The sequence below is a fragment of the Lewinella sp. W8 genome, from assembly GCF_004375085.3.
In the GTDB taxonomy this organism is placed as follows: domain Bacteria; phylum Bacteroidota; class Bacteroidia; order Chitinophagales; family Saprospiraceae; genus Neolewinella.
In genome coordinates this window covers 54,064-73,671 of the sequence record NZ_SNAQ03000016.1, presented here as the reverse complement: position 1 = coordinate 73,671, position 19,608 = coordinate 54,064, and the positions used below count along the sequence as shown (strand labels likewise).

Annotated in this window: 19 protein-coding genes; 14 read left to right on the top strand and 5 right to left on the bottom strand. The window is 56.6% G+C overall.

The genetic code is table 11. The annotated features are described in order from the left end of the window. The first annotated feature begins 238 nt into the window (after nt 1-238). The 5 genes from E1J53_RS17190 (at nt 239) to E1J53_RS17170 (ending at nt 3,924) form a co-directional block, all read left to right on the top strand. Entirely contained in the window at nt 239-445 is a 207-nt protein-coding gene (locus E1J53_RS17190; RefSeq protein ID WP_134271222.1) for a hypothetical protein, read from the top strand. Between the two features lie 337 nt (nt 446-782). Beyond that, entirely contained in the window at nt 783-1,853 is a 1,071-nt protein-coding gene (gene meaB, locus E1J53_RS17185; protein WP_134271221.1) for a methylmalonyl Co-A mutase-associated GTPase MeaB, read from the top strand. Further along, complete coding sequence (locus tag E1J53_RS17180; protein WP_134271220.1) at nt 1,850-2,440, top strand: LemA family protein; 591 nt, start codon at nt 1,850-1,852, stop codon at nt 2,438-2,440. The genes meaB and E1J53_RS17180 overlap by 4 nt, the downstream gene beginning before the upstream one ends. 3 nt (nt 2,441-2,443) lie before the next feature. Then, nucleotides 2,444-2,881, top strand: a complete 438-nt coding sequence (locus E1J53_RS17175; protein ID WP_253931992.1) for a TPM domain-containing protein — start codon at nt 2,444-2,446, stop codon at nt 2,879-2,881. 257 nt (nt 2,882-3,138) lie between these two features. Continuing rightward, entirely contained in the window at nt 3,139-3,924 is a 786-nt protein-coding gene (locus E1J53_RS17170) for a TPM domain-containing protein (RefSeq protein WP_216650073.1), read from the top strand. Nucleotides 3,925-3,979: 55 nt separating this feature from the next. On the opposite strand, the gene E1J53_RS17165 is transcribed toward E1J53_RS17170, so the two are convergent. Then, entirely contained in the window at nt 3,980-6,622 is a 2,643-nt protein-coding gene (locus E1J53_RS17165; RefSeq protein WP_134271218.1) for a DUF5916 domain-containing protein, read from the bottom strand. Between the two features lie 549 nt (nt 6,623-7,171). Between E1J53_RS17165 and bcp the strand changes: the two genes are divergently transcribed. The 3 genes from bcp (at nt 7,172) to E1J53_RS17150 (ending at nt 9,360) form a co-directional block, all read left to right on the top strand. Continuing rightward, nucleotides 7,172-7,633, top strand: a complete 462-nt coding sequence (gene bcp, locus E1J53_RS17160) for a thioredoxin-dependent thiol peroxidase (RefSeq protein ID WP_134271305.1) — start codon at nt 7,172-7,174, stop codon at nt 7,631-7,633. A gap of 142 nt (nt 7,634-7,775) precedes the next feature. Next, on the top strand, nt 7,776-8,402 hold the full coding sequence (locus tag E1J53_RS17155; RefSeq protein ID WP_173021541.1) for a LysE family translocator: 627 nt from the start codon (nt 7,776-7,778) through the stop codon (nt 8,400-8,402). A gap of 64 nt (nt 8,403-8,466) precedes the next feature. Then, nucleotides 8,467-9,360 carry a sugar phosphate isomerase/epimerase gene (locus E1J53_RS17150; RefSeq protein WP_253931988.1) on the top strand — a complete coding sequence of 298 codons (894 nt, stop codon included), beginning with the start codon at nt 8,467-8,469 and terminating at the stop codon, nt 9,358-9,360. 4 nt (nt 9,361-9,364) lie between these two features. On the opposite strand, the gene E1J53_RS17145 is transcribed toward E1J53_RS17150, so the two are convergent. Beyond that, the gene (locus E1J53_RS17145) at nt 9,365-10,450 is read right to left on the bottom strand and encodes a hypothetical protein (RefSeq protein WP_134271216.1); all 1,086 of its coding nucleotides are present in this window, start codon (nt 10,448-10,450) and stop codon (nt 9,365-9,367) included. Nucleotides 10,451-10,605: 155 nt separating this feature from the next. Between E1J53_RS17145 and E1J53_RS17140 the strand changes: the two genes are divergently transcribed. Both E1J53_RS17140 and E1J53_RS17135 read left to right on the top strand, forming a co-directional pair. Then, nucleotides 10,606-11,028, top strand: a complete 423-nt coding sequence (locus E1J53_RS17140) for a DUF1801 domain-containing protein (protein WP_134271215.1) — start codon at nt 10,606-10,608, stop codon at nt 11,026-11,028. Between the two features lie 148 nt (nt 11,029-11,176). Beyond that, complete coding sequence (locus E1J53_RS17135; protein WP_134271214.1) at nt 11,177-12,052, top strand: pirin family protein; 876 nt, start codon at nt 11,177-11,179, stop codon at nt 12,050-12,052. A gap of 44 nt (nt 12,053-12,096) precedes the next feature. Here E1J53_RS17135 and E1J53_RS17130 read toward each other — a convergent pair whose 3' ends face one another. The 3 genes from E1J53_RS17130 to E1J53_RS17120 are packed head-to-tail and all read right to left on the bottom strand — an operon-like array spanning nt 12,097 to nt 15,427. Next, nucleotides 12,097-12,840 carry a succinate dehydrogenase/fumarate reductase iron-sulfur subunit gene (locus E1J53_RS17130; protein ID WP_134271213.1) on the bottom strand — a complete coding sequence of 248 codons (744 nt, stop codon included), beginning with the start codon at nt 12,838-12,840 and terminating at the stop codon, nt 12,097-12,099. Between the two features lie 6 nt (nt 12,841-12,846). Further along, entirely contained in the window at nt 12,847-14,760 is a 1,914-nt protein-coding gene (locus E1J53_RS17125; protein WP_134271212.1) for a fumarate reductase/succinate dehydrogenase flavoprotein subunit, read from the bottom strand. 7 nt (nt 14,761-14,767) lie between these two features. Next, nucleotides 14,768-15,427: a succinate dehydrogenase cytochrome b subunit gene (locus E1J53_RS17120; protein ID WP_134271211.1), complete on the bottom strand. Its 660-nt coding sequence runs from the start codon at nt 15,425-15,427 to the stop codon at nt 14,768-14,770. Nucleotides 15,428-15,730: 303 nt separating this feature from the next. On the opposite strand from E1J53_RS17120, the gene E1J53_RS17115 reads away from it, so the two are divergent. From E1J53_RS17115 to E1J53_RS17100, 4 genes are all read left to right on the top strand, one after another. Next, nucleotides 15,731-16,186 (top strand): macro domain-containing protein, encoded by a 456-nt coding sequence (locus tag E1J53_RS17115; RefSeq protein ID WP_134271210.1) that lies wholly within the window; start codon nt 15,731-15,733, stop codon nt 16,184-16,186. 136 nt (nt 16,187-16,322) lie between these two features. Then, nucleotides 16,323-18,203, top strand: a complete 1,881-nt coding sequence (gene abc-f, locus E1J53_RS17110; protein ID WP_134271209.1) for a ribosomal protection-like ABC-F family protein — start codon at nt 16,323-16,325, stop codon at nt 18,201-18,203. Nucleotides 18,204-18,239: 36 nt separating this feature from the next. Beyond that, nucleotides 18,240-19,274: a TrkA family potassium uptake protein gene (locus tag E1J53_RS17105; RefSeq protein ID WP_134271208.1), complete on the top strand. Its 1,035-nt coding sequence runs from the start codon at nt 18,240-18,242 to the stop codon at nt 19,272-19,274. A 20-nt stretch (nt 19,275-19,294) separates the two neighbouring features. Then, nucleotides 19,295-19,510, top strand: coding sequence for a hypothetical protein (locus E1J53_RS17100; RefSeq protein WP_134271207.1), 216 nt, complete (start codon nt 19,295-19,297; stop codon nt 19,508-19,510). Nucleotides 19,511-19,608: the final 98 nt, after the last annotated feature.

Here is a 19,608-nt window from a genome sequence, read left to right as displayed (position 1 = left end):
GGACCTGTCCGGCCAATCGAGGTGTTCCGAAAGCGAGCACCCGTAATCGATTTGCCGGGCAGGTTTTTTTATTACCATTCCCGGTGACCAAACGGCGCTATCGGGTACGGGTGGCCTCTGCGAAATTACCCCTTGACTTGTATTGGGTAAACCCCCTATATTGAACTATCCCACACATTCGCCAGGTTTTTCTGGTATTGCGTCGGGATACATTTTTGGGTTATCTAAAGTCGTTCGTATGAAGAAGCGTTACCTGTTATTAATCGTATTTATTTCCCTACTTGGTGTCAGCCTGCTGCTCCCGAACCTCTCGGAGGCCTACGGGTTCAGCGCCGATGCCACCAATTCCGCTCTGGGTATTCTCGTATTACTCCAGATCATCGTCATCGCCTTCCTGGGTTACTTCCAGTGGAGGGCCGAACGGGCGGAAATGTATGCGGACTAAACCGGTCCTTCCCTTCCACGGGAAAGCAACATTAAGGCAAACATCTCTCTGTGGTTGGTAAAACCTGCGGGTTTTACCTCCACAGGAGGTTTTGGTTGGTGCCCGGAGGCATCGTGGCATCTCTATGCCCGGGTCTGAATTTTAAATAAAGAACCCGATCCTTGCTCAAGGTTCCGGGGCAGACTCGCGATGTACCGGTGAAGGAAAAGGCGAACGGACGATGAGCCGGATCGGGCGCATAAATGTAAAACCCGGGGAGGCCCGATGGTCGACAAGATTCTCCTGTTTGGGGAAACTTTAGCAACTTATCTTAAGGCCGTCTTAAACCACATCCGTTTTGCCCGAACAGAAGACGTCCGCTGCCGGAGGCATCAACCGGAACCTGCGCTACCGGAGCCACCAACGCCCCGCTTCGGCCGACTCCCTGTTTGCGGAACTGACCGGCCCGGACAACCGCCGGGCCCTGGGTCAGGCCATTACCCTGCTGGAAAGTACCCGACCGGAAGACCGTACCATGGCCGATGAACTGATTGCCCTGGCGGAGGAGGCTACCCGAGACTTTCCGTCCGTCCGTCTGGGCGTGAGTGGAACGCCGGGGGTAGGCAAATCGACCTTCATTGAAGCCTTTGGTCTGGAGGTACTCCGGGCCGGGCACCGCCTGGCGGTGCTGGCCGTAGACCCCAGCAGCAGCCTCAGCGGGGGGAGCATCCTGGGTGATAAGACCCGCATGGAAGAGCTTACCCGGCAACCGGAAGCCTTCATCCGGCCGAGTCCGAACGGAGGACACCTCGGCGGCGTGGGGGCCGCCAGCCGGGCGGCCGTTTTACTGTGCGAGGCGGCGGGCTACGACTTCATCATCGTAGAAACCGTTGGCGTTGGGCAGGCCGAATGGCAGGTCCACAGTATGACCGACGTTTTCCTGCTCCTGGCGCAGCCCGCCGCGGGCGACGACCTGCAGGGCATAAAACGGGGCATCCTGGAGTTGGCGGACCACATCATCGTCAACAAAGTGGACAGCCTGCCCGATGCGGCCAAACAAACGGCCGCGCAAATCCGGCAGGGGCTGCACCTGGCCCCACCCCGCTCCGACGGATGGGCCGTAGCGATCGCCACGGCCAGTGCCCTGACGGGTGCGGGCATTCCCGAAGCCCTCGACCGCGTTACTAAATATGCGACCGATCGTCGTAAGGATGGCCGGTTGACCGACCGTCGGCGGGCGCAACGACTCCAGTGGCTGCGCGAAAGATGCGAGCAGGATTTGCTCCTGGAACTGCGGCACTTCCTGCGGGAGATGGAGCGAACATCCGACGGACTACAACACTTACTCGACCAACAAACCACCCTTTCCTCCGCCGCAGACGTTATTTTGGCGGAGTTTCTTAAACGTCAAAACCAGACACGACAATGAGATCTTTTGGAACCCTAGGCATAATCGTAGCCGTCTTGGCCGTATTGCTCATCGCCGGTTGCGGCAGCTACAATGGCTTCGTCACCGCCGAAGAGGACGTAGAAAAGTCCTGGTCAATGGTAGAAACCCAGTACCAGCGCCGCTCAGACCTGATCAACAACCTGGTCAATACCGTAAAGGGGGCCGCCGATTTTGAGCGGGAGACCCTCGAATCCGTGACCCGCGCCCGCGCGCAGGCGACCGCCATCAACATTAACGCCGGAGAACTGACCCCGGAAAAACTGGAGCAGTTTCAGGCGGCACAGGATCAGCTGAGTGCCGGTCTTGGACGCCTGCTGGCGACCGCCGAAAATTACCCTCAACTCACCGCTACGCGGGGATTCCAGGATTTGCAGGTGCAGCTTGAAGGCACGGAGAACCGCATCGCAACGGCCCGTGATCGCTTCAACGAGCAGGCCACCGCCTTCAACAAAAAAGTTCGCCGCTTCCCCGGCGCCATCTTCGCCACGGTGTTTGGCTTCGACGAGAAGCCGCAGTTCCAGTCTCAGGCTGGTGCCGAAAATGCTCCCGAAGTAAACTTCGATTAAGCGATGATGGTACGCTTTTTCAGTCCCGAGGAAGAGGCGCAGATTGTTGCGGCCATCCGACGGGCCGAATCCATGACTTCCGGAGAAATCCGGGTGCACGTGGAGGTGGGGGCTACGGCCCCCGCCCTCTCCGTGGCCAAACGGGTTTTTTATCAACTCGGCATGGAGAAGACCAAGGATCGCAACGGCGTCCTGATTTTACTGGAGGTAGACCGCCGGGAATTTGCCATCATCGGCGACGAGGGCATTGATCGGGTGGTCCCCGAAGACTTCTGGGATACCGAGCGTGATGTACTGCAGCAACACTTCCGCAGGGGAGAATTTGCCACCGGCATCGAAAAGGCCATCGAACAGGTGGGGACTAAACTCAAAAAGTTTTTCCCCTACCAGACGGACGATGAGAACGAGTTGCCGGATTCCATCAGCTACGGTAAGCCATAGGGCCGCCCATTATTTTTTGGGCGATGCCCGCAGGTGCCCAGTTTTGCCAAAGGCGCTAGGTTCCTGGCCATACCTAATTCCATGGCACCCGCGCTTGCGCCAAAAGCTGATTGGGAACTCGTAATGCCGGATGCTGCTCTCCATCGAGAAAATCTCCTTTCATTCGTCAACGCACGAAAGCACCGTAAACCATAAAGACCTACGCCATCAAAACTGTAAGCTCCATATTCCCCTCCTTCCTGGCTCAGCTGATGCTGGTGGGCCTGCTGCTTGGCTCCTCCGTGGACGGCTGGAGCCAACGCCCCATCCCCCCCAACCCGAATGACCTGGTGTCGGATTACGCCGGCATGATGAACCAGGGGGAACAGCGCGCCCTGCGTCAGAAGCTGGAGCAGTATGCCCGGGAGACCTCCACCCAGATTGCGGTGGTAACGGAGAATTCCCTGCAGGGAGAGACGGCTTTCGACCGTAGCCTGGCCATCGCTCACGGATGGGGAATTGGCGGCAGTGAACAAAAGGACAATGGCGTGCTCGTCTACATTGCCCGAAACGAAAGAAAAATTCAAATCCAGACCGGCTACGGTGCCGAAGGCTTTCTGCCCGACGTACTGGCCAAGCGCATCATCGACGGCATCATGACGCCGGCCTTCCGGCAGGGAAACATCTACGGCGGAATTAATGACGCTACGAATGCCATCATGCAGCTGGGTCAGGGAGAATATACCGCCGACGATCTTCCACAGAGTGGTGGCGGCCTCCCGCCCATCGTAGTGCTGGGCATCATCCTGCTCATCTTCATCGTGCTCTCCCGGTACAGCGACCAATCAAACGACGATGATGATGACGATGGCGGATACTGGCGGAACGGCCCCTACGACATGGACGACCGACCACGGCGGCGCCGCCGACGGCGCGGTGGCGGATTCGTCATCTTCCCCGGCGGCGGAGGCGGTGGCGGTGGATTCGGCGGCGGTGGCGGCGGCGGATTCGGTGGCTTCGGCGGTGGCGGATTCGGTGGCGGTGGTGCCGGTGGAGGCTGGTAATCCAGCTATCTTTGCAGGCTTTCCCCGATAGACGCAGGCCATTCCCCAATTCCGACTACCGTACCCAACGGTAAGTAGCCTTGACGAGGAAGGTATTCTGAATTTCGTTATTGAACAGGTCGTCCTGCAGGGCCCGAATAACGTTCTTATTGGGGTCAGCGCCCCCCGTAACGCCCTGCGACCAGACGAGAAAGACGGTCGAGCTCGGCCGGTACTCCCAGCGAATAACCAGGTTGGAACGGAACTGGAGGAAGTTGAAGTCCGGATTGCGGAAATCAAAGTCAACGTCATCGTCCGCATCGTCATTCACCCGGAAGCGGTTGGCGTTTTCGTCGTAGGAAATTTCGTCTTCCGCGAAGATGATGAACCGGTCATCAAAATCGCGCGCCAGCGGGTCATCCACGATTTTGAATTCGTCGTATACGCCCCGGGCGATGAAGGGCTGCCCGTAGTACTGGATGGTGAAGTCCGGCGTGAGGTTATAGGTAGCGCGTAGGGTAAGGCTGAGGGTTTGCTGATTGATGGAGCCGTGGAGGTAGCCCGTACGGTCACCATCGACCTGGGTGTCGAAGTACTGATCGCGCCGTTGTGACCAGCTGAAGTCCGGATTCACCACCAGGGAGAGCGCGTCGAAGGGTTGATAGGCAATATCTACGCCGACCGAAGATCCCATTACGTTACCCGAGTAGGCACGACCAGTATTACCGTAGAAGAATGCACGCAGCAGCTTGCGTTGATCCGTTCCCATACCGCCGCCGAAGGCGTAGCCCGGGGGACGCCAGAACAGGGGACCGCCACGCAGGGCGTTGCGACTGATGTCTTGCTGTTCCAGATTGACGAAGAAGTTGAAATTGGAGAAGTTCTTGAATTGTCCCCAGACGTTGGTGTTGTAGCGGCGGTTAAGGGATACGCCGCTCCAGTCCCAACCGAGATAGATATTCTGGTTCCACTGAAAGCGGTTGAAGATACCCACGGGGTTCCGCCAGCGCCTGGCCACCCAGGCGAAGTAGTTGATCTGCTCGGTATTGGAGAGGAAGCCGATGTCGTTTAGTTCCAGTCCGGGACTCCGGAACGTCCCGCCCATTTCGAATACCCAGTTACCGTCGAATTCTCCGATGGCCACCGTACCCCCGGTGCCGCTCAGGCTGGTCGCCGTGCTGTCCACCCGCAGGTGATCCGCATCGGGGCGCTGAAAGAGGCGCTCAAAGGCCGTTTGGGTGCGCAGGATGGCTTCTTCGGTGCCCTGCACGTTACTGAAAACCCCGTTTACCCGCAGCTGCCAGGCGCGGTCTTTCCAGCGGTGGACCAGGTCCACACCGCCGGAATAGGCACTCCGGTGGAGGAACTCCAGTTCGGGGGAGTTGATGTCCCGGTTAACAGAGGTAAACATTACTCCGATGCTGCTCTGGCGTTCGTTGAAGTCCTGCTGGACGCGGCCGACGTTGTAGCTCGTGAAGGGTTCGACCTGGGTGGACGTTTCCTGATTATTGTTCATAATCTTGGCGTGCTCCCGTTCCGTGAAGCTGGAGAGCAGGCCGATGGCCAGTCCGTCCTGGGTCTTACCGCTTACCTTGGCGGCTCCGAGGATGGTGGTATTCTCGGGCTGATTGACGTAGATACCGTTGGCGGGGTTGCCCCCCACAAAGCGGCTGGGGGAGCCGCCGATGCGGCGGCTGTAGAAGAGGAGGTCACGGTTGTACTGACCTCCGGCCTCTGCCTGGGTGAGGCGGTAATCAAAGATGTTCCGGCCCTCCACGAAGAAGGGGCGCTGCTCCCGGAAGAAAATCTGGAAGCCATCGAGGTTGATGGCTCCGGGGTCCGCTTCGACCTGGCCGAAATCGGGGTTGATGGTAAAATCCACCACCACGTCATTTGTTAGTCCGATACGGCCGTCGAGGCCGGCGCTGAGGCGGCTTTCGGTTTGTTGGTTGAAGGGATCATTTTCGTCGACGTCCCCTCCGGTCCGAACCTGGCCGAGGACGTAGGGTTGAATCTCCAGAGGTTTGCGGGGCTTGATGCCTTCGATTCCTTTCAGGGTGCCAAAGCGGCTGACCCAGCCAGGCTGGGTTTGCTTGATGGGTGACCAGGAGCTGCTCTCCTGTTCCCGAAAGAAATTACGGTTAACCTGCAGGCCCCAAACTTGTTTTTCGGCCTTACTGAACCGCAACTGGGAAAAGGGAATACGGGCTTCGGCCGTATACCCCAAAGAATCGATGTTGGTGCGGGTGAACCAGAAGGGGTTCCAGCTGGTGTCCCAGTTTTGCCCGTCGTTACTGATGAACTCATCCCCGCGCACTCCGCTGGCGGAGGCGGTGAAGGAAAAGCCCGTCCGCTTGTCGTTGAAGCTGTCGAAATTGATTTCCACCCAGTCGCCGGGGAAATCGTCACGACGGGAAAGTCGGGCCTCGATTCTCTCGGGGTCATCATCGAACGCCCGCCAGGCTACGTAGAGGTAGCGGTTATCGTAGATAATTTTGAACTGGGTTTCTTGGCTGACGGGTGCACTATCATCGGGTTGGCGCTGGTAAAAGTTACCGGCCCAGGGCACCTGATCCCAGGCGCCCTCGTCGATTTTTCCGTCAATAATTGGGGGATTCCCTTCAAGTCTTTTGGTGGTGTATTCCGGGCGTTGCTCCTGGGCCGAAAGGGTAAAGGCAAAGAGGAGCAGGAGCAGGGTGAGTGTGCGTCTCGTGGTCATTGGGGTGTATTCAGCAGTCTTAAACATGGCCTTAGCCATTCCTAAAGACTGCGGGGAATAATAAAGGTTGCACGATTGATGACGAGAGGTTTTGGCCGTGTTTGGCGTGGACCTTTTCTGCCCAGAGAAAAAACAAAGCAGCCCTACTGGCGGGGATTCGAAAAACATTCCGAAAAGCTTAAAAATTGCCAGCGGTGAGGGTGATAGCGTAACGGATTTTATGCGGAAATTTTGCGGTTTTTGGGGCTTCCGTCGACAGAGTCTACATGTAGACTCTGTCGACGGAAGTTTCAAAAATTTCTCGGCTCCTTACTCCCCCACCCTACACCGGTGCCGGCGGAGCCGATTTTTCCGCTGCGCTTCAAGCACCATCGCAAGTCTCTCCAATAGACGAGCTACCGAATCCGGGAGTGCCATCGGAATCGCGATGCTTTTCCAAAAGCGATTCCTATGGGTGATGTGATACCCTCCTAAATGTTGCTCCTCCTTTGGAGAAACCAGCCTGCGAAAACCATCCGTCCCCTGGAGCGTTTCACGGGCATGGCAACCATTACACACCTCAAGGCGGGTGATCCCGCACCTGATTTCACCGGCATCCTCCACGACGGAAGCACGGTTTCTCTGGCGGATTACGCCGGAAAAAAACTGATCATTTTCTTCTACCCCAAAGATGACACCCCCGGGTGTACGGCTGCGGCCTGTTCTCTGCGGGATAACTTCGGCGAATTAAAGGCCAAAGGCTACGAGCTGCTGGGGGTTAGTCCGGACAAGCCCGCAAAACACCAGAAATTCATCGATAAGCACAGCCTTCCCATGCCCCTCCTGGCCGATGAAGACCACGAAATGATGGACGCCTACGGCACCTGGGGCCCCAAGAAGTTTATGGGCCGCGAATACGATGGCGTATTACGGACCACCTTCGTGATCAATGAAGAAGGTATCATTGACCGGGTGTACACCAAAGTAAAAACCAAAGTCCACGCCGAGCAAATTCTGGAAGACGAGGCATAGTCTCCCTTGCCCTTGTTCCCCAGGCTCCGGTAGTTCGACCGACCAATTGAGGGAGGTTTGAATCGCCCGGCGCAGTGCGGGCAGTCGTGAACCTTTTCGGAAGGGTGTACCTTTGTTTACCGTCACCCCTCAATTTCAGCTTTTGATCAGTTACGTTGCCGAAGGTATTCGGGCCGGGTTATTACTGGCCCTCTTGGTTGGGCCACTGGTTGTCTTGTTGCTGCAGTTGAGTTTGCGGCGCGGAACGCTGGCCAGTTTTTCGGCAGCCCTCGGCATCTGGTTAAGCGATGCTCTTTTCATCTCCGCCACCCACTACGGCATGGGCGGCCTCGACGCCATTCTGGACCATACCTACTTCACCGAAATCGTCGGCACCCTCGGCGGCGTTACCCTGGTGACGATTGCCGTGGTGATGTGGATGCGGCAGCCGCCGGACCTGTCGGGCGACCGGGAAATTCCCACGAAGCGTGGCTTATTTGGTGCGTTGCTCCAGGGGTTTGCCGTCAATACCTTCAACCCCTTCACCGTTTTCTTCTGGTCCGCCTTCACCCTGACCCAGGTGCACGATCGTGACCTCACCGAGCCCCAGGCCTGGGCAATTTACGGGGGAATCCTGGTCACCATCATCATCACCGACTCCGCAAAAGTGCTCGGGGCCCGCAAGCTCCGTGACCTGTTGAAGCCCCGGATTGTTTTAAGGATTCAACGCCTGGGGGCGCTGGCCCTCGGGGCTTTCGGAATCATCCTGGCCGCACGCGTTTGGTGGTAGTGCCATTTCAGCAGTAGCTATTCGCTCCAGTATATTGGTCCCGATTGTCGAAAAGAGAATACTTATGATCAGGAGAACATTTCTGAAAACCGCCAGCCTCCTGGGAGCCGGCACGCTGGTATCCGCTAACTCTTGCAGCATGGAGGAAACGCCCAAGTTCAAAATGGGATATCAATTATTCAGCGTACACGACGACATGGTAAAGGATACGCTGGACACCTTACGCGCCCTGAAGGAGATGGGGTACGAAGACTTTGAAATTTATGGGTTTGACGACCAGGCGGTCTCCTATTACGGCATCCCCGCCACGGATTTTCGCGCGATGCTGGACGATCTTAACTTAACGGTGACCAGCGGGCACTACGGGTTTTCGCCAATCCTGATGGCCTCCGACGATGAGCGGAAAAGATTTGTTGATCAGTGTATCAGCGGCGCCAGGGTGCTGGGCGCGCCCTACATCACCTGGCCCTGGTTGGACCCTGAATACCGCAACATCGAATCCTACAAAATTCTGGTCGACAGGCTCAACCTGATTGGGGAACAAATTACCGCAGCTGGACTGGGCTTTGCCTACCACAACCATGGTTTTGAATTTGAGGACCATAACGGAGAAAACGGATATGACCTTATCATGCGCGGAACGGAGTCCGATTTGGTTAAACTCCAGATTGACATGTACTGGGTGATGCACTCCGCCCGCCGCACGCCCAAAGAGCTCATTGCGGAGCAACCCGGTCGGTTCGTCATGTGGCACATCAAGGACATGGACAAGATCACCCGGGATTACACCGAACTCGGAAACGGCTCCATTGATTACGTGGAAATTCTGCCCGATCCGGAGCTGGCCGGACTTGAATATTACTACCTGGAGCAGGGGGGCAATTTCACCCATAATGCCTTACGGAGTGCGGCCGATAGCGCCGCCTTTTTCCAGGCTAACCTTCAGCGATTCCTCTAAACGGCTATTCCTTGCTCATCTTCATGATGCCGAAATCAAACTTCAGTCCGCGGGTCATGATGATCCGCGTAAGGCTGTCCTCCTTGGAGATGGGCTGATCGCTGTTTTTCTTCTCCGTCAGCCGTTCCAGTTCCTTGAGATAGAACTTAAAATTTGCCCGATTAACGATTTTTTCGTTGACCTGACTGTTCCGATGACGGAGCATCCTCATACAATGAAAATGGTGATCGAGGCAATATAACTGGTAAAGGGAAGCCTGGCCCTGGTCGTTGCGCAGGTCAGCGATGAAGTCACAGACATAATCCAGATTGCCGATGGCAGCCCAGACGGTTTCAATGCGGCTGGGGACGGTCCGGTTTTCAAAGAGCTCCGTGGTCTGTTCCAGAAAAACCCTGGTTTTATCTTCTTGCTTTTCTAGTACGTCCGTAAATACCTGTCGGCGCCGATTGGCGAGGACATCCTGAAAGGTTTGCAAATTGGAAATTTCCAGGTAGTGGTGGGAAAATTCTTCGATGAGCACCTGCAGGTAGGCCGCCATGTAGGTAATGCTTACCTGTAGTTCGGGCAGGTGGGTGATGAGTTCTTCGTCCGCTACGTCAATCAGGTCCCGTTTCAGGTCCTGCAGCGCGATCATGCTCGGCATGATGCGGGTGCGCAGTTGCTCACCGTAGGTTCGCCCGGAGCGGTGCGCGCGAATCAGGATTCTCGCTAACTCAATGTCGTCGTGGACCTGCTGGAGTTTATTCCGTACCTCCCGGCGGAAAAGCTTGCGTTTGTTACTGCTCTCGCGAATGCTGCTCAACCGTTCCTTGACCGCATCCTCCTCCTTCTGGTATTCCTCGTGAAGGAAATTGTAGATGCCCCCCAGTGTACCACCAATGATGAGGGTCCCCATGATCGTTTGGCCCAACTCCATCAGGAAATCGGCCAGCTTGTGGTAAAATACTTGTTTTTCATGGCCCTCTTCAACCCAATAAAAAATCGACAGGGAGATAAGCAGGAAGACGGCGCAGAGTGCCGCTCCCGTTAGAAGAATCAGCCGGTAACGCTTAAAGAGCGTCAACACTTTTGATATCTTGTCTTTTGCCATCTGCCGTGTAATAAAATCCTTTTCAGTACCCAGTGGCCCTAAAGCCGGGTAAAAGATAGGCATTGTCGGGAGTTGAGCCGAGCCGTTCAGAACATTTTGAAAATACACTCGCCCCCTTTAGGTACCATTTAGCACACCAAATCCACCATTTAAGCATGCTTACCGTCCACCAACACCCTGACGTAGCCGCCAAATTTGCCGCCTATCCGGAAGAAGCACGACAGAAATTATTGGCCCTACGCAAATTGATCGTTGAGGTAGCTGATGAGCTGAAGCACATCGTGGAGATGGAGGAATGCCTGAAATGGGGAGAGCCCAGCTATCTGGTAAAAAAAGGGAGTACGCTCCGTATCGACTGGAAGCCCAAATATCCCGATCGGTACGCCATGTACTTTAAGTGCACCAGTCAACTGGTCCCCACCTTCCGGGAAATTTACGGAGACACCTTTACCTACGAGGGGAACCGGGCCCTGCATTTCCGCCTTGACGAGGCTCCGCCGGAAGCTCCCCTCCGGGAATGCATCGCCATGGCGTTAAGCTATCACCGGATCAAACACCTGCCAAAACTGGGAAAGTGAGGAACATGACCTTGAATCCAGCCCCGGCCCCTTCACGGCAACCTCTTCGTTCCAAATGGCAAGGCCACTTCCACAGAACAGGTGCGCCGTGGGCATCAACCAAAACCTAACTTTGGTGTCCTCAGTGTAAACCCCTTAACCTCCTTCCATGGCCAACAACAAATTACTCGTCAACGAACGCAAGGCGGACCTCGGCAATTTTATGGTGGGCCGCCTGCTCCCCTTCCGCAAAAAGCGGCAGGTGGGGCCCTTCACCTTCATCGACCACATGGGCCCCTCCACGCTCAGTCCGGGCAACTACTTTGACGTGGACCAGCACCCCCACATCGGACTAAGCACCCTGACCTACCTTTTCCACGGCGAGATTGAGCATAAGGACAGCATCGGTTCCCGGCAAATCATTCATCCCGGAGACGTTGGCTTCATGACCGCCGGACACGGGGTAACCCACACCGAGCGCACTCCGGCCGAGCGCCGGAAGGAATCCATGAAAATGCACGGCTACCAGGTTTGGGTGGCCCTACCCCGGGAAATGGAGGAGATGGAGCCGCAGTTCGAATACCATCCCGCCGCCGACATTCCCACCTGGATGCAGGACAGCCTGACGTTGAAGCTCGTGGCCGGGAATGCCTTCGGAAAGTCTGCTCCCCTGCAGGGATTTTCGCCCCTCTTCATGGTCGACATCCACGCTCGGGAAAAGAGCACGCTTAACCTGCGGAACCAACTTCAGGGCGAGGTCGCTTTCGTAATCGTGGAGGGAGCCATCGAGGAGGAAGACATGCGGGTGGAAGCCGGACAGATGCTCATCAGCAAAACGGACGAACAGTGCGAAATCACCCTGGAAGCCGGGGCGCGGGTATTGCTCTTCGGCGGTGCCCCGCTACCCGAAGAAAGGTATCTTCTCTGGAATTTCGTTTCCCACAGTAAGGAGCGATTACGGGAAGCCAAGGAGGACTGGAAAAACCGTGAATTCCCCGTAGTTGCCGGGGATGACACCTACATTCCCATTCCGGATCGATTTTAGGGCGATAACCGCAGGTGCAATGAATGGTCCTTTGGGCCAGGCGATCAGCCGAATAACTTTGCCTTCAGGTAACGCGCGTTCATCTCGGCGATATTCGCCACGGAAATGCCCTCGGGGCATTCCACTTCACAGGCCCCGGTAAAGGAACAGTGTCCGAACCCCTCCTCCTCCATCTGCTGCACCATATCGCTGACCCGGCGGTGTTGCTCGGGCTTACCCTGCGGCAGGGTGTTCAGGTGATTGATTTTGGCGGCGGTAAAGAGGGCCGCCGAAGAGTTTTTACAGGTCGCCACGCAGGCACCACACCCGATGCAGGCCGCCGCGTCCATCGCACGATCCGCCACCTCTTTCCCCACCGGGATGGCGTTAGCCTCCGGGGCCGTGCCCGTCTTGGCGCTGATGTATCCCCCCTGTCTGATGATCCGATCGAAAGCCGAACGGTCTACGATGAGGTCCTTAATCACCGGAAAAGCCGCCGCCCGCCAGGGTTCGATGGTGATGGTATCTCCGTCGGCAAAACTGCGCAGGTGCAGCTGGCAGGTGGTCATGTTTGCGTGCGGGCCGTGGGCCCGCCCGTTGACGAACACCCCGCACTGCCCGCAAATCCCCTCCCGGCAATCGTATTCGAAGGCCACCACCTTTTCGTCGCGTAGCACGAGCTGCTCGTTCAGGTGGTCGAGGGCTTCCAGCAAGGACATATCCTCATTCAGTCCGTCCACCTCATAATCCCTAAAGCCGCCCTTTACCCGCGCGTTATCTTGCCGCCAAATGCGAAACCTTACTCTCATCGTAAATTATTTATAGCTCCTCACCGTCGGCTGCACGAATTCAAAGTGCAACTCCTCCCGGTGTAATTTGAACGTCCCGTCCGCATATTCCCAGGCGGAAACGTATCCGTAATCCTCATCAACCCGGAGGGCTTCGCCCTCCTCCGTCTGGTACTCCTCCCGGAAGTGCGCCCCGCAAGACTCTTCCCGCTGCAGCGCGTCCGTGCACATGAGCAGCCCGAGCTCCAGAAAATTCGCCAGACGCAGCGCCTTTTCCAGCTCCGGATTAAGTTCCTCTCCGGTACCCGTCACCTTCACCGATGACCAGAAATCTTCCCGGATGGATTCAATCTGCCGGATGGCCCGTTCCAATCCCAGGCGGGTACGGCTCATGGCACATTCCCGCCACATCACTTTCCCCAGTTCCCGGTGAAAATGATCGACGGTCTTGTGGCCATTGACGTTGAGGATTCGGTTGATGTGCGCCCGTACCTCTTCCTCCACTTCCGCAAAGGCCGGGTGATCGGTAGTGATCTGCTCTGCTCCCAGTTCCGCCGCCAGGTAGTTATTGATCGTATTCGGAAGGATAAAATAGCCATCCACGCTGGCCTGCAGGAGAGAATTTGCGCCGAGGCGATTGGCACCGTGATCGGAAAAGTTACACTCCCCGATCGCGTACAGGCCGGGGATGGTGGTCATCAACTCGTAATCCACCCACAGGCCACCCATCGAAAAGTGGGCCGCCGGAGAAATTTGCATGGGTTCCCGGTAGGCGTCCACTCCGGTAATTTTCCGGTACATCGTGAAGAGGTTACCGTACCGGTCCCGGATGGTGTCCAGGCCGAACCGTTCAATGGCGTGACGGAAATCCAGATAAACGGCATTCTTCAGCCGCCCGACGCCATGTCCGGCATCGATGCGCTCCTTGGCGGCGCGGGAGGCGATGTCTCGCGGAGCCAGATTGCCGAAGCTGGGATAGCGGCGCTCCAGGTAGTAATCCCGTTCGTCCTCGGGAATGTCGTTGGCCCGCCGCGGATCGTCTTTCCGCTTGGGCACCCAGATGCGACCGTCATTGCGCAGGGATTCCGACATCAGGGTAAGCTTCGACTGGGCCTCGCTGGACTGTGGCAAAGCAGTGGGGTGAATCTGGGTGAAGCTCGGTGCGGCAAACAGGGCGCCGCGTTTATGGGCCTTCCAGATGGCCGAACCATTACAGCCGATGGCCAGGGTGGAGAGCCGGAACACCCGCGAGTAGCCTCCCGTGGCCAGCACCACTGCATCCGCCGCGTATCGCTGGATTTCTCCCGTTACGAGGTTCCGGGCGATGATGCCCCGGGCCTTTCCGTCCACCAGTACCAGGTCCAGCATTTCGGTGCGGGTGTGCATGGTCACCTTCTCCGCCCGAATCATTTTGTAGAGTTGGGCGTAGGCCGCCAGCAGCAACTGCTGCCCCGTCTGTCCGCGGGCGTAGAAGGTCCGCTGCACCTGCACCCCGCCAAAACTACGGTTAACGAGCACCCCACCGTATTCCCGGGCGAAGGGCACCCCCTGCTGGGTAAAGTGATCAATCAGGGGGGCCGACAACTCCGCCAGGCGGTAGGTATTCGCTTCCCGCGAACGAAAGTCACCTCCCTTCAGGGTATCGTAGAACATCCGCCAGACGCTGTCGCCATCGTGCTGATAGTTCTTCGCCGCATTGATGCCGCCCTGGGCGGCGACCGAGTGTGCCCGGCGGGCCGAATCCTGATAGCAGAAGCACTGCACGTCGTAACCCAGCTCCGCCAGCGTAGCCGCCGCGCCGGCTCCCGACAGGCCGGAGCCCACCACGATCACGTTCAGCTTCTTCTTGTTGGCCGGATTGATCAGCTTACTTCGCAGCTGGTAATTCCGCCATTTTTCTTCCAGTTTTCCCTCCGGAATTTTTGCATTTAACTTCTTCACGGGCCAGCTATTTGAAATATACAATGATGGGGATGACCCCAAAACCAACGGACATGATCAGGGCGTAAAACAACGATACCCTGGCCAGCACCCGGAGACCGGACCGGTGGTAAAAGCCCAGGGTTTTCAGCGAGCTTTTTAATCCGTGGTGCAGGTGGAATCCCAGGGGGATCATCAGCAGGGAATAAAATGCCACGTAGTAAGGGTTGTGGAAGAGGCTGCTGGTCACCGCGTACACGTCCACGTATCCCTGGGCGTCCAGGCCGACGCCTTCGCCCATGCCAAGCTTGATGCGAGCCCAAAAATTTGCCAGATGCACGACGATAAAGACCAGAATGAAAATGCCGATCAGCCCCATATTCTGAGCGGCCCATTGACTGTTTTCCCCGTGATGGTTGACGGCGTATGGCGTTGGTTTTGCCCGTCGGTTCCGAATCGTTACCAGCAGCGCGAAGACGACGTGCAGGATGATGGAGAGGTACAGCGCATAAGCGACCACCTTGATCAGGGGGCTTTCGCGCAGCAGCGTGGAGTAGGCATTATACATCCCCCGGGCCACCGCTTCGGGCAACAGGAGAATACAGTTCGCCGAAAGGTGAACGACGAGAAAAATGCAGAGGAACAGCCCCGTCAGGGCCACCATCCACTTCCGTAAAAAAAGGCTCATATGGGAATTTCTAAACGCGGAGTGTGTGGTGATTAACCGTCCCGAAAGTAGGCCCACCCTTGGAGGATATAGCGGACATCTACCAACGTCGGAAATGATATTTGTCAACGGCCACGACGATTATTTCATGTGGCGACGCAGCGCAGGTACCGTGTGATAGCATCTCCGAGCAATGCCGGTAAATCGTGCCACACCCAACGGCACGGCACCCGCGTCCTCGCCCCAGAGCAACAATGGTCGAGTTGCTTCTCGATGAAAAGCAACACCAGTTACTTAGCTTCCCTCCTAAAATTTAACCACGCCATGAAAATCATCCAGGGAGATTTGATCAAACTTGCGCTTGAAGGGAAATTTGACGTAATAGTACACGGCTGCAACTGTTTCTGCACCATGGGAGCGGGTATCGCAAAAGGGATTAAAGCGGTATTTCCGGATGCCTACTACGCCGACTTGGCGACCGAAAAAGGTGATCGCTCCAAACTTGGGACTTTCAGTTCCGCACAAATCAATCAAGGAGATCGAGTAATTACCGTAGTCAACGCCTACACACAATTCCACTGGCGGGGTCAGGGGAAGAAAGTCGATTACCAAGCACTCCGTCTGGCATTCCGCGCGATAAAGGAATCGTTTTCAGGTCTACGGATTGGCTACCCGGCCATCGGGGCAGGATTGGCGGGCGGGGACTGGGCAATCATCGAAGGCATCATTGAGGAAGAACTGTTGGGGGAAGATCACACCTTCGTCGAATTCACCGGCTAATCCAAAGATGAGTTGCTTTTCGGCGAAAAGCAACACCAGGTTATCTCCCCGATTAACCCGAACAATTTCGGCTCCTTAGCGGTCGATTTATTGATCGTATCTTCGCCGGCACTTGACGTAACCCCCACCGCAATACATGGTCTATTTAGAGCTTACCCAGGTTTCCAAAATTTACGGAGAGAAGGTTCTCTTCGATCGGGTGGACCTGCAGGTGGCCAAGAATACCAAGGTGGCCCTCGTGGCCAAGAATGGCACCGGAAAATCCACTCTGCTGCGGGTGGCCGCCGGCATTGATCTGCCGGAGGGTGTGGGCAGCAACGTGTACGTGCACAAGGAGGCCCGGATGGCCTACCTGCCCCAGGAGCCCGACTTCGGGGATAACGCCAGCGTACTCGATGCGGTCTTCGACAGTGACAACGATATGGTTCGGGCCGTGCGGGACTACGAGGAGGCCCTCTCCCGGACCGACGAGCCCGCCAAACTGCAGGATGCCCTGACCCGCATGGACCGACTGCGCGCCTGGGACATTGAGGCCCGCATCAAGGAGGTGCTCAGTAAACTGAACATCGACGACGTCCACCAGAAGATCGATACCCTATCCGGGGGACAACGCAAGCGCGTGGCGCTGGCCAAGCTCATCATCGATGAGCCCGACCTGATCATCATGGACGAACCCACGAACCACCTCGACCTGGAAATGATCGAGTGGCTGGAAGAGTGGCTCCAAAGTCCCAACCTGACCCTGCTGATGGTTACCCACGATCGCTACTTTCTGGAGCGGGTCTGTAACCGCATCATCGAGCTGGATGGGGGGAACATTTACCACTACACCGGCAACTACTCCCAGTTTCTGGAGAAGAAGGCGATTCGGGAAGAAACGGAAAGCGCCGAACTGGCCAAGGACAAGAAGCGGATGAAAAAGGAACTCGAATGGGTTCGCCGCATGCCCAGCGGCCGGGGCACCAAAGCCAAAAGCCGGCTTTCGGCCTTTGACGACCTGAAGAACAAGGTGGGCAGTTTCCGGGCGGAGGAAGAGTTGACCATCGAGATCAAGGGTCAGCGACTGGGTAGTAAAATCCTGGAGGCCCACAACATCAGCAAGTCCTACGGCGACAAGGTACTGGTGAAGGGTTTCAGCCATAAATTCCAGAAGGGGGAACGAGCCGGCATCGTCGGGAAAAACGGTGCGGGAAAGTCGACCCTGCTGCACATGCTCACCAAAGAGTTACCCCCCGATACGGGCAAAGTGGTGCACGGGGTAAACACTCATTTTGGCTACTACACCCAGGACGGGATCAACCTCAAGGACGACATGCGCGTAATTGAGGTCATCCGGGAAATTGCCGAGTTCATCCCGATGGAGAAGGGCATGAAACTTACGGCCCGCGGACTCTTGGAGCGCTTCATGTTCAACAGCAAGCAGCAGCAGGTTTACGTCAGCCAACTCAGCGGCGGTGAAAAGCGCCGTCTGTACCTGCTCACCATCCTGATGCAGAACCCCAACTTCCTCATTCTGGATGAGCCGACCAACGACCTGGACATCATGACCCTCAACGTCCTGGAGGACTTTCTGATGGACTTCCCGGGTTGTGTTTTGATCGTGAGCCACGACCGTTTCTTCCTGGACAAACTGGCCCACCACCTCTTCGTCTTTGAGGGCGACGGTAAGCTGAAGGACTGGAACGGCACCTATTCCGAATACCGGGAATACGCACGCCACCGCGAGCAAGAAGAAAGCGACAAGAGCACGGCCCCACCCGCTGCTGCGGCACCTGCGGCCACGCCCAACCCCGAAAAGAAAGAGCAGGTCATCACTCAGGAACAGCGCAAGGCCATCCGGCGGGTAGAAAATCAGATTTCCAAGTTGGAAGCCAGGAAGGCCGAGATCAGCGCGGCCTTCGAAGACGCGGCCTCCCTCGACCCGGAGAAGATCGCCGAACTGGGCAAGGCCCTCGCCGAGGTGAACGAGCAGATTGAGGAAAAGGAAATGGAGTGGATGGAGCTGGTCGGAGATTAATCCCGGCTTCCTACACAAAAGTCAATATCTTCCGGCATGAAGCGCTTTCTCCGATGGTTTTCTTCGGCGGGTACGGCCCTCAGTCTTCGGTATGCCATTCTGCTGGTGATCGGCACCACCCTGCTGGGCGCCATCGGCCTGGTGCTCATCGAGGATTACGGCTGGGTGGATGCGATCTACATGTCGATCATCACCATTTCCACGGTGGGCTTTACGGAAGTCGAGCCGCTCTCCTCCGCGGGAAAAATCTTCGTGAGCGGCCTCATTGTGGTCAACCTTGGGGTCGTGGCCTACGCCCTGGCGGCCTTTTCTTACTACGTCATCGAGGGCAATCTTTTTCACAAACTATTCCTTGAGCAAATGCAAGACCGGATTGACCGCATGGACGGGCACACGATCATCTGCGGCTACGGCAAATACGGCCGGGAGATCGCCAGTCATTTCCAGCAGCACGGGCAGGAATTCGTCCTCATCGACGAAAGCGAAGAAAAATTGAAGGGCCTGCTCGACGAAAAACCCGACGGGCTCTACATCGTCGGCGACGCCACCGATGACGAAGTACTCAAGTCGGCCGGTATTGATCGGGCCAACGCCCTGATTACGGCCCTCAACGACGATAGCGATAACCTCTTCATCGTGCTTTCGGCCAAGGAACTCAACCCCAAATTGCGGATTGTGAGCCGGTCAAAAACGGCCCGGAGCCGGAGAAAGATGATCAAAGCGGGGGCCAGTCACGTCATCATGCCCGAGCAAATCGGGGGTTTCTACATGGCTACCCTGATCTCAAAACCCGGAGCCGTCGAATTTTTCAGTTTCATCACTAATGAGCTGGCCTCCGACATTGGCTTCGAAGAAATCCGGTACGATCAGTTGCCGCGGGGGATGCAGAACAAGAGCATCAAGCGCATGGGGCTTCGCGCACAGACCGGCGTCAACATCATCGGCCACCGCAAAGAAGGTGGGCGGTACGTCGTGAATCCACCACCAGAAAGCACGCTTAGCCAGGGGGAGAGCTTTATCGCCGTGGGTAGCTACGAACAGATCAAAGCCCTGCGTAAAGTATTGCTATAACCCTGATAATGCTGTCGATCATGAGTCTTAAATTCCAACGCACCCTGAAGTATACGCTGATCGTGTTCGTAATTACGGGTTTGTGTTACTATTTTCTCATTCCGCTACTGGACGTATTCGAGCAAGACCTCACCACGCAAAAACGGGTAGTAAGCGCCGTGATCTTTGCGGTGATCCAGTCGGTGGCGATGGGGATTTTGCACTACCTCGTGATTAATAAGACGCCGGAGGAATAGGGGTTGATTTGCGAGACTGTTAGCTTTTTACTGTTGGATTAACCCCGCGAGGCCCTAGGTCGATGCGAGGCATCGACTGCAGACCCCGCTCGGGGAGG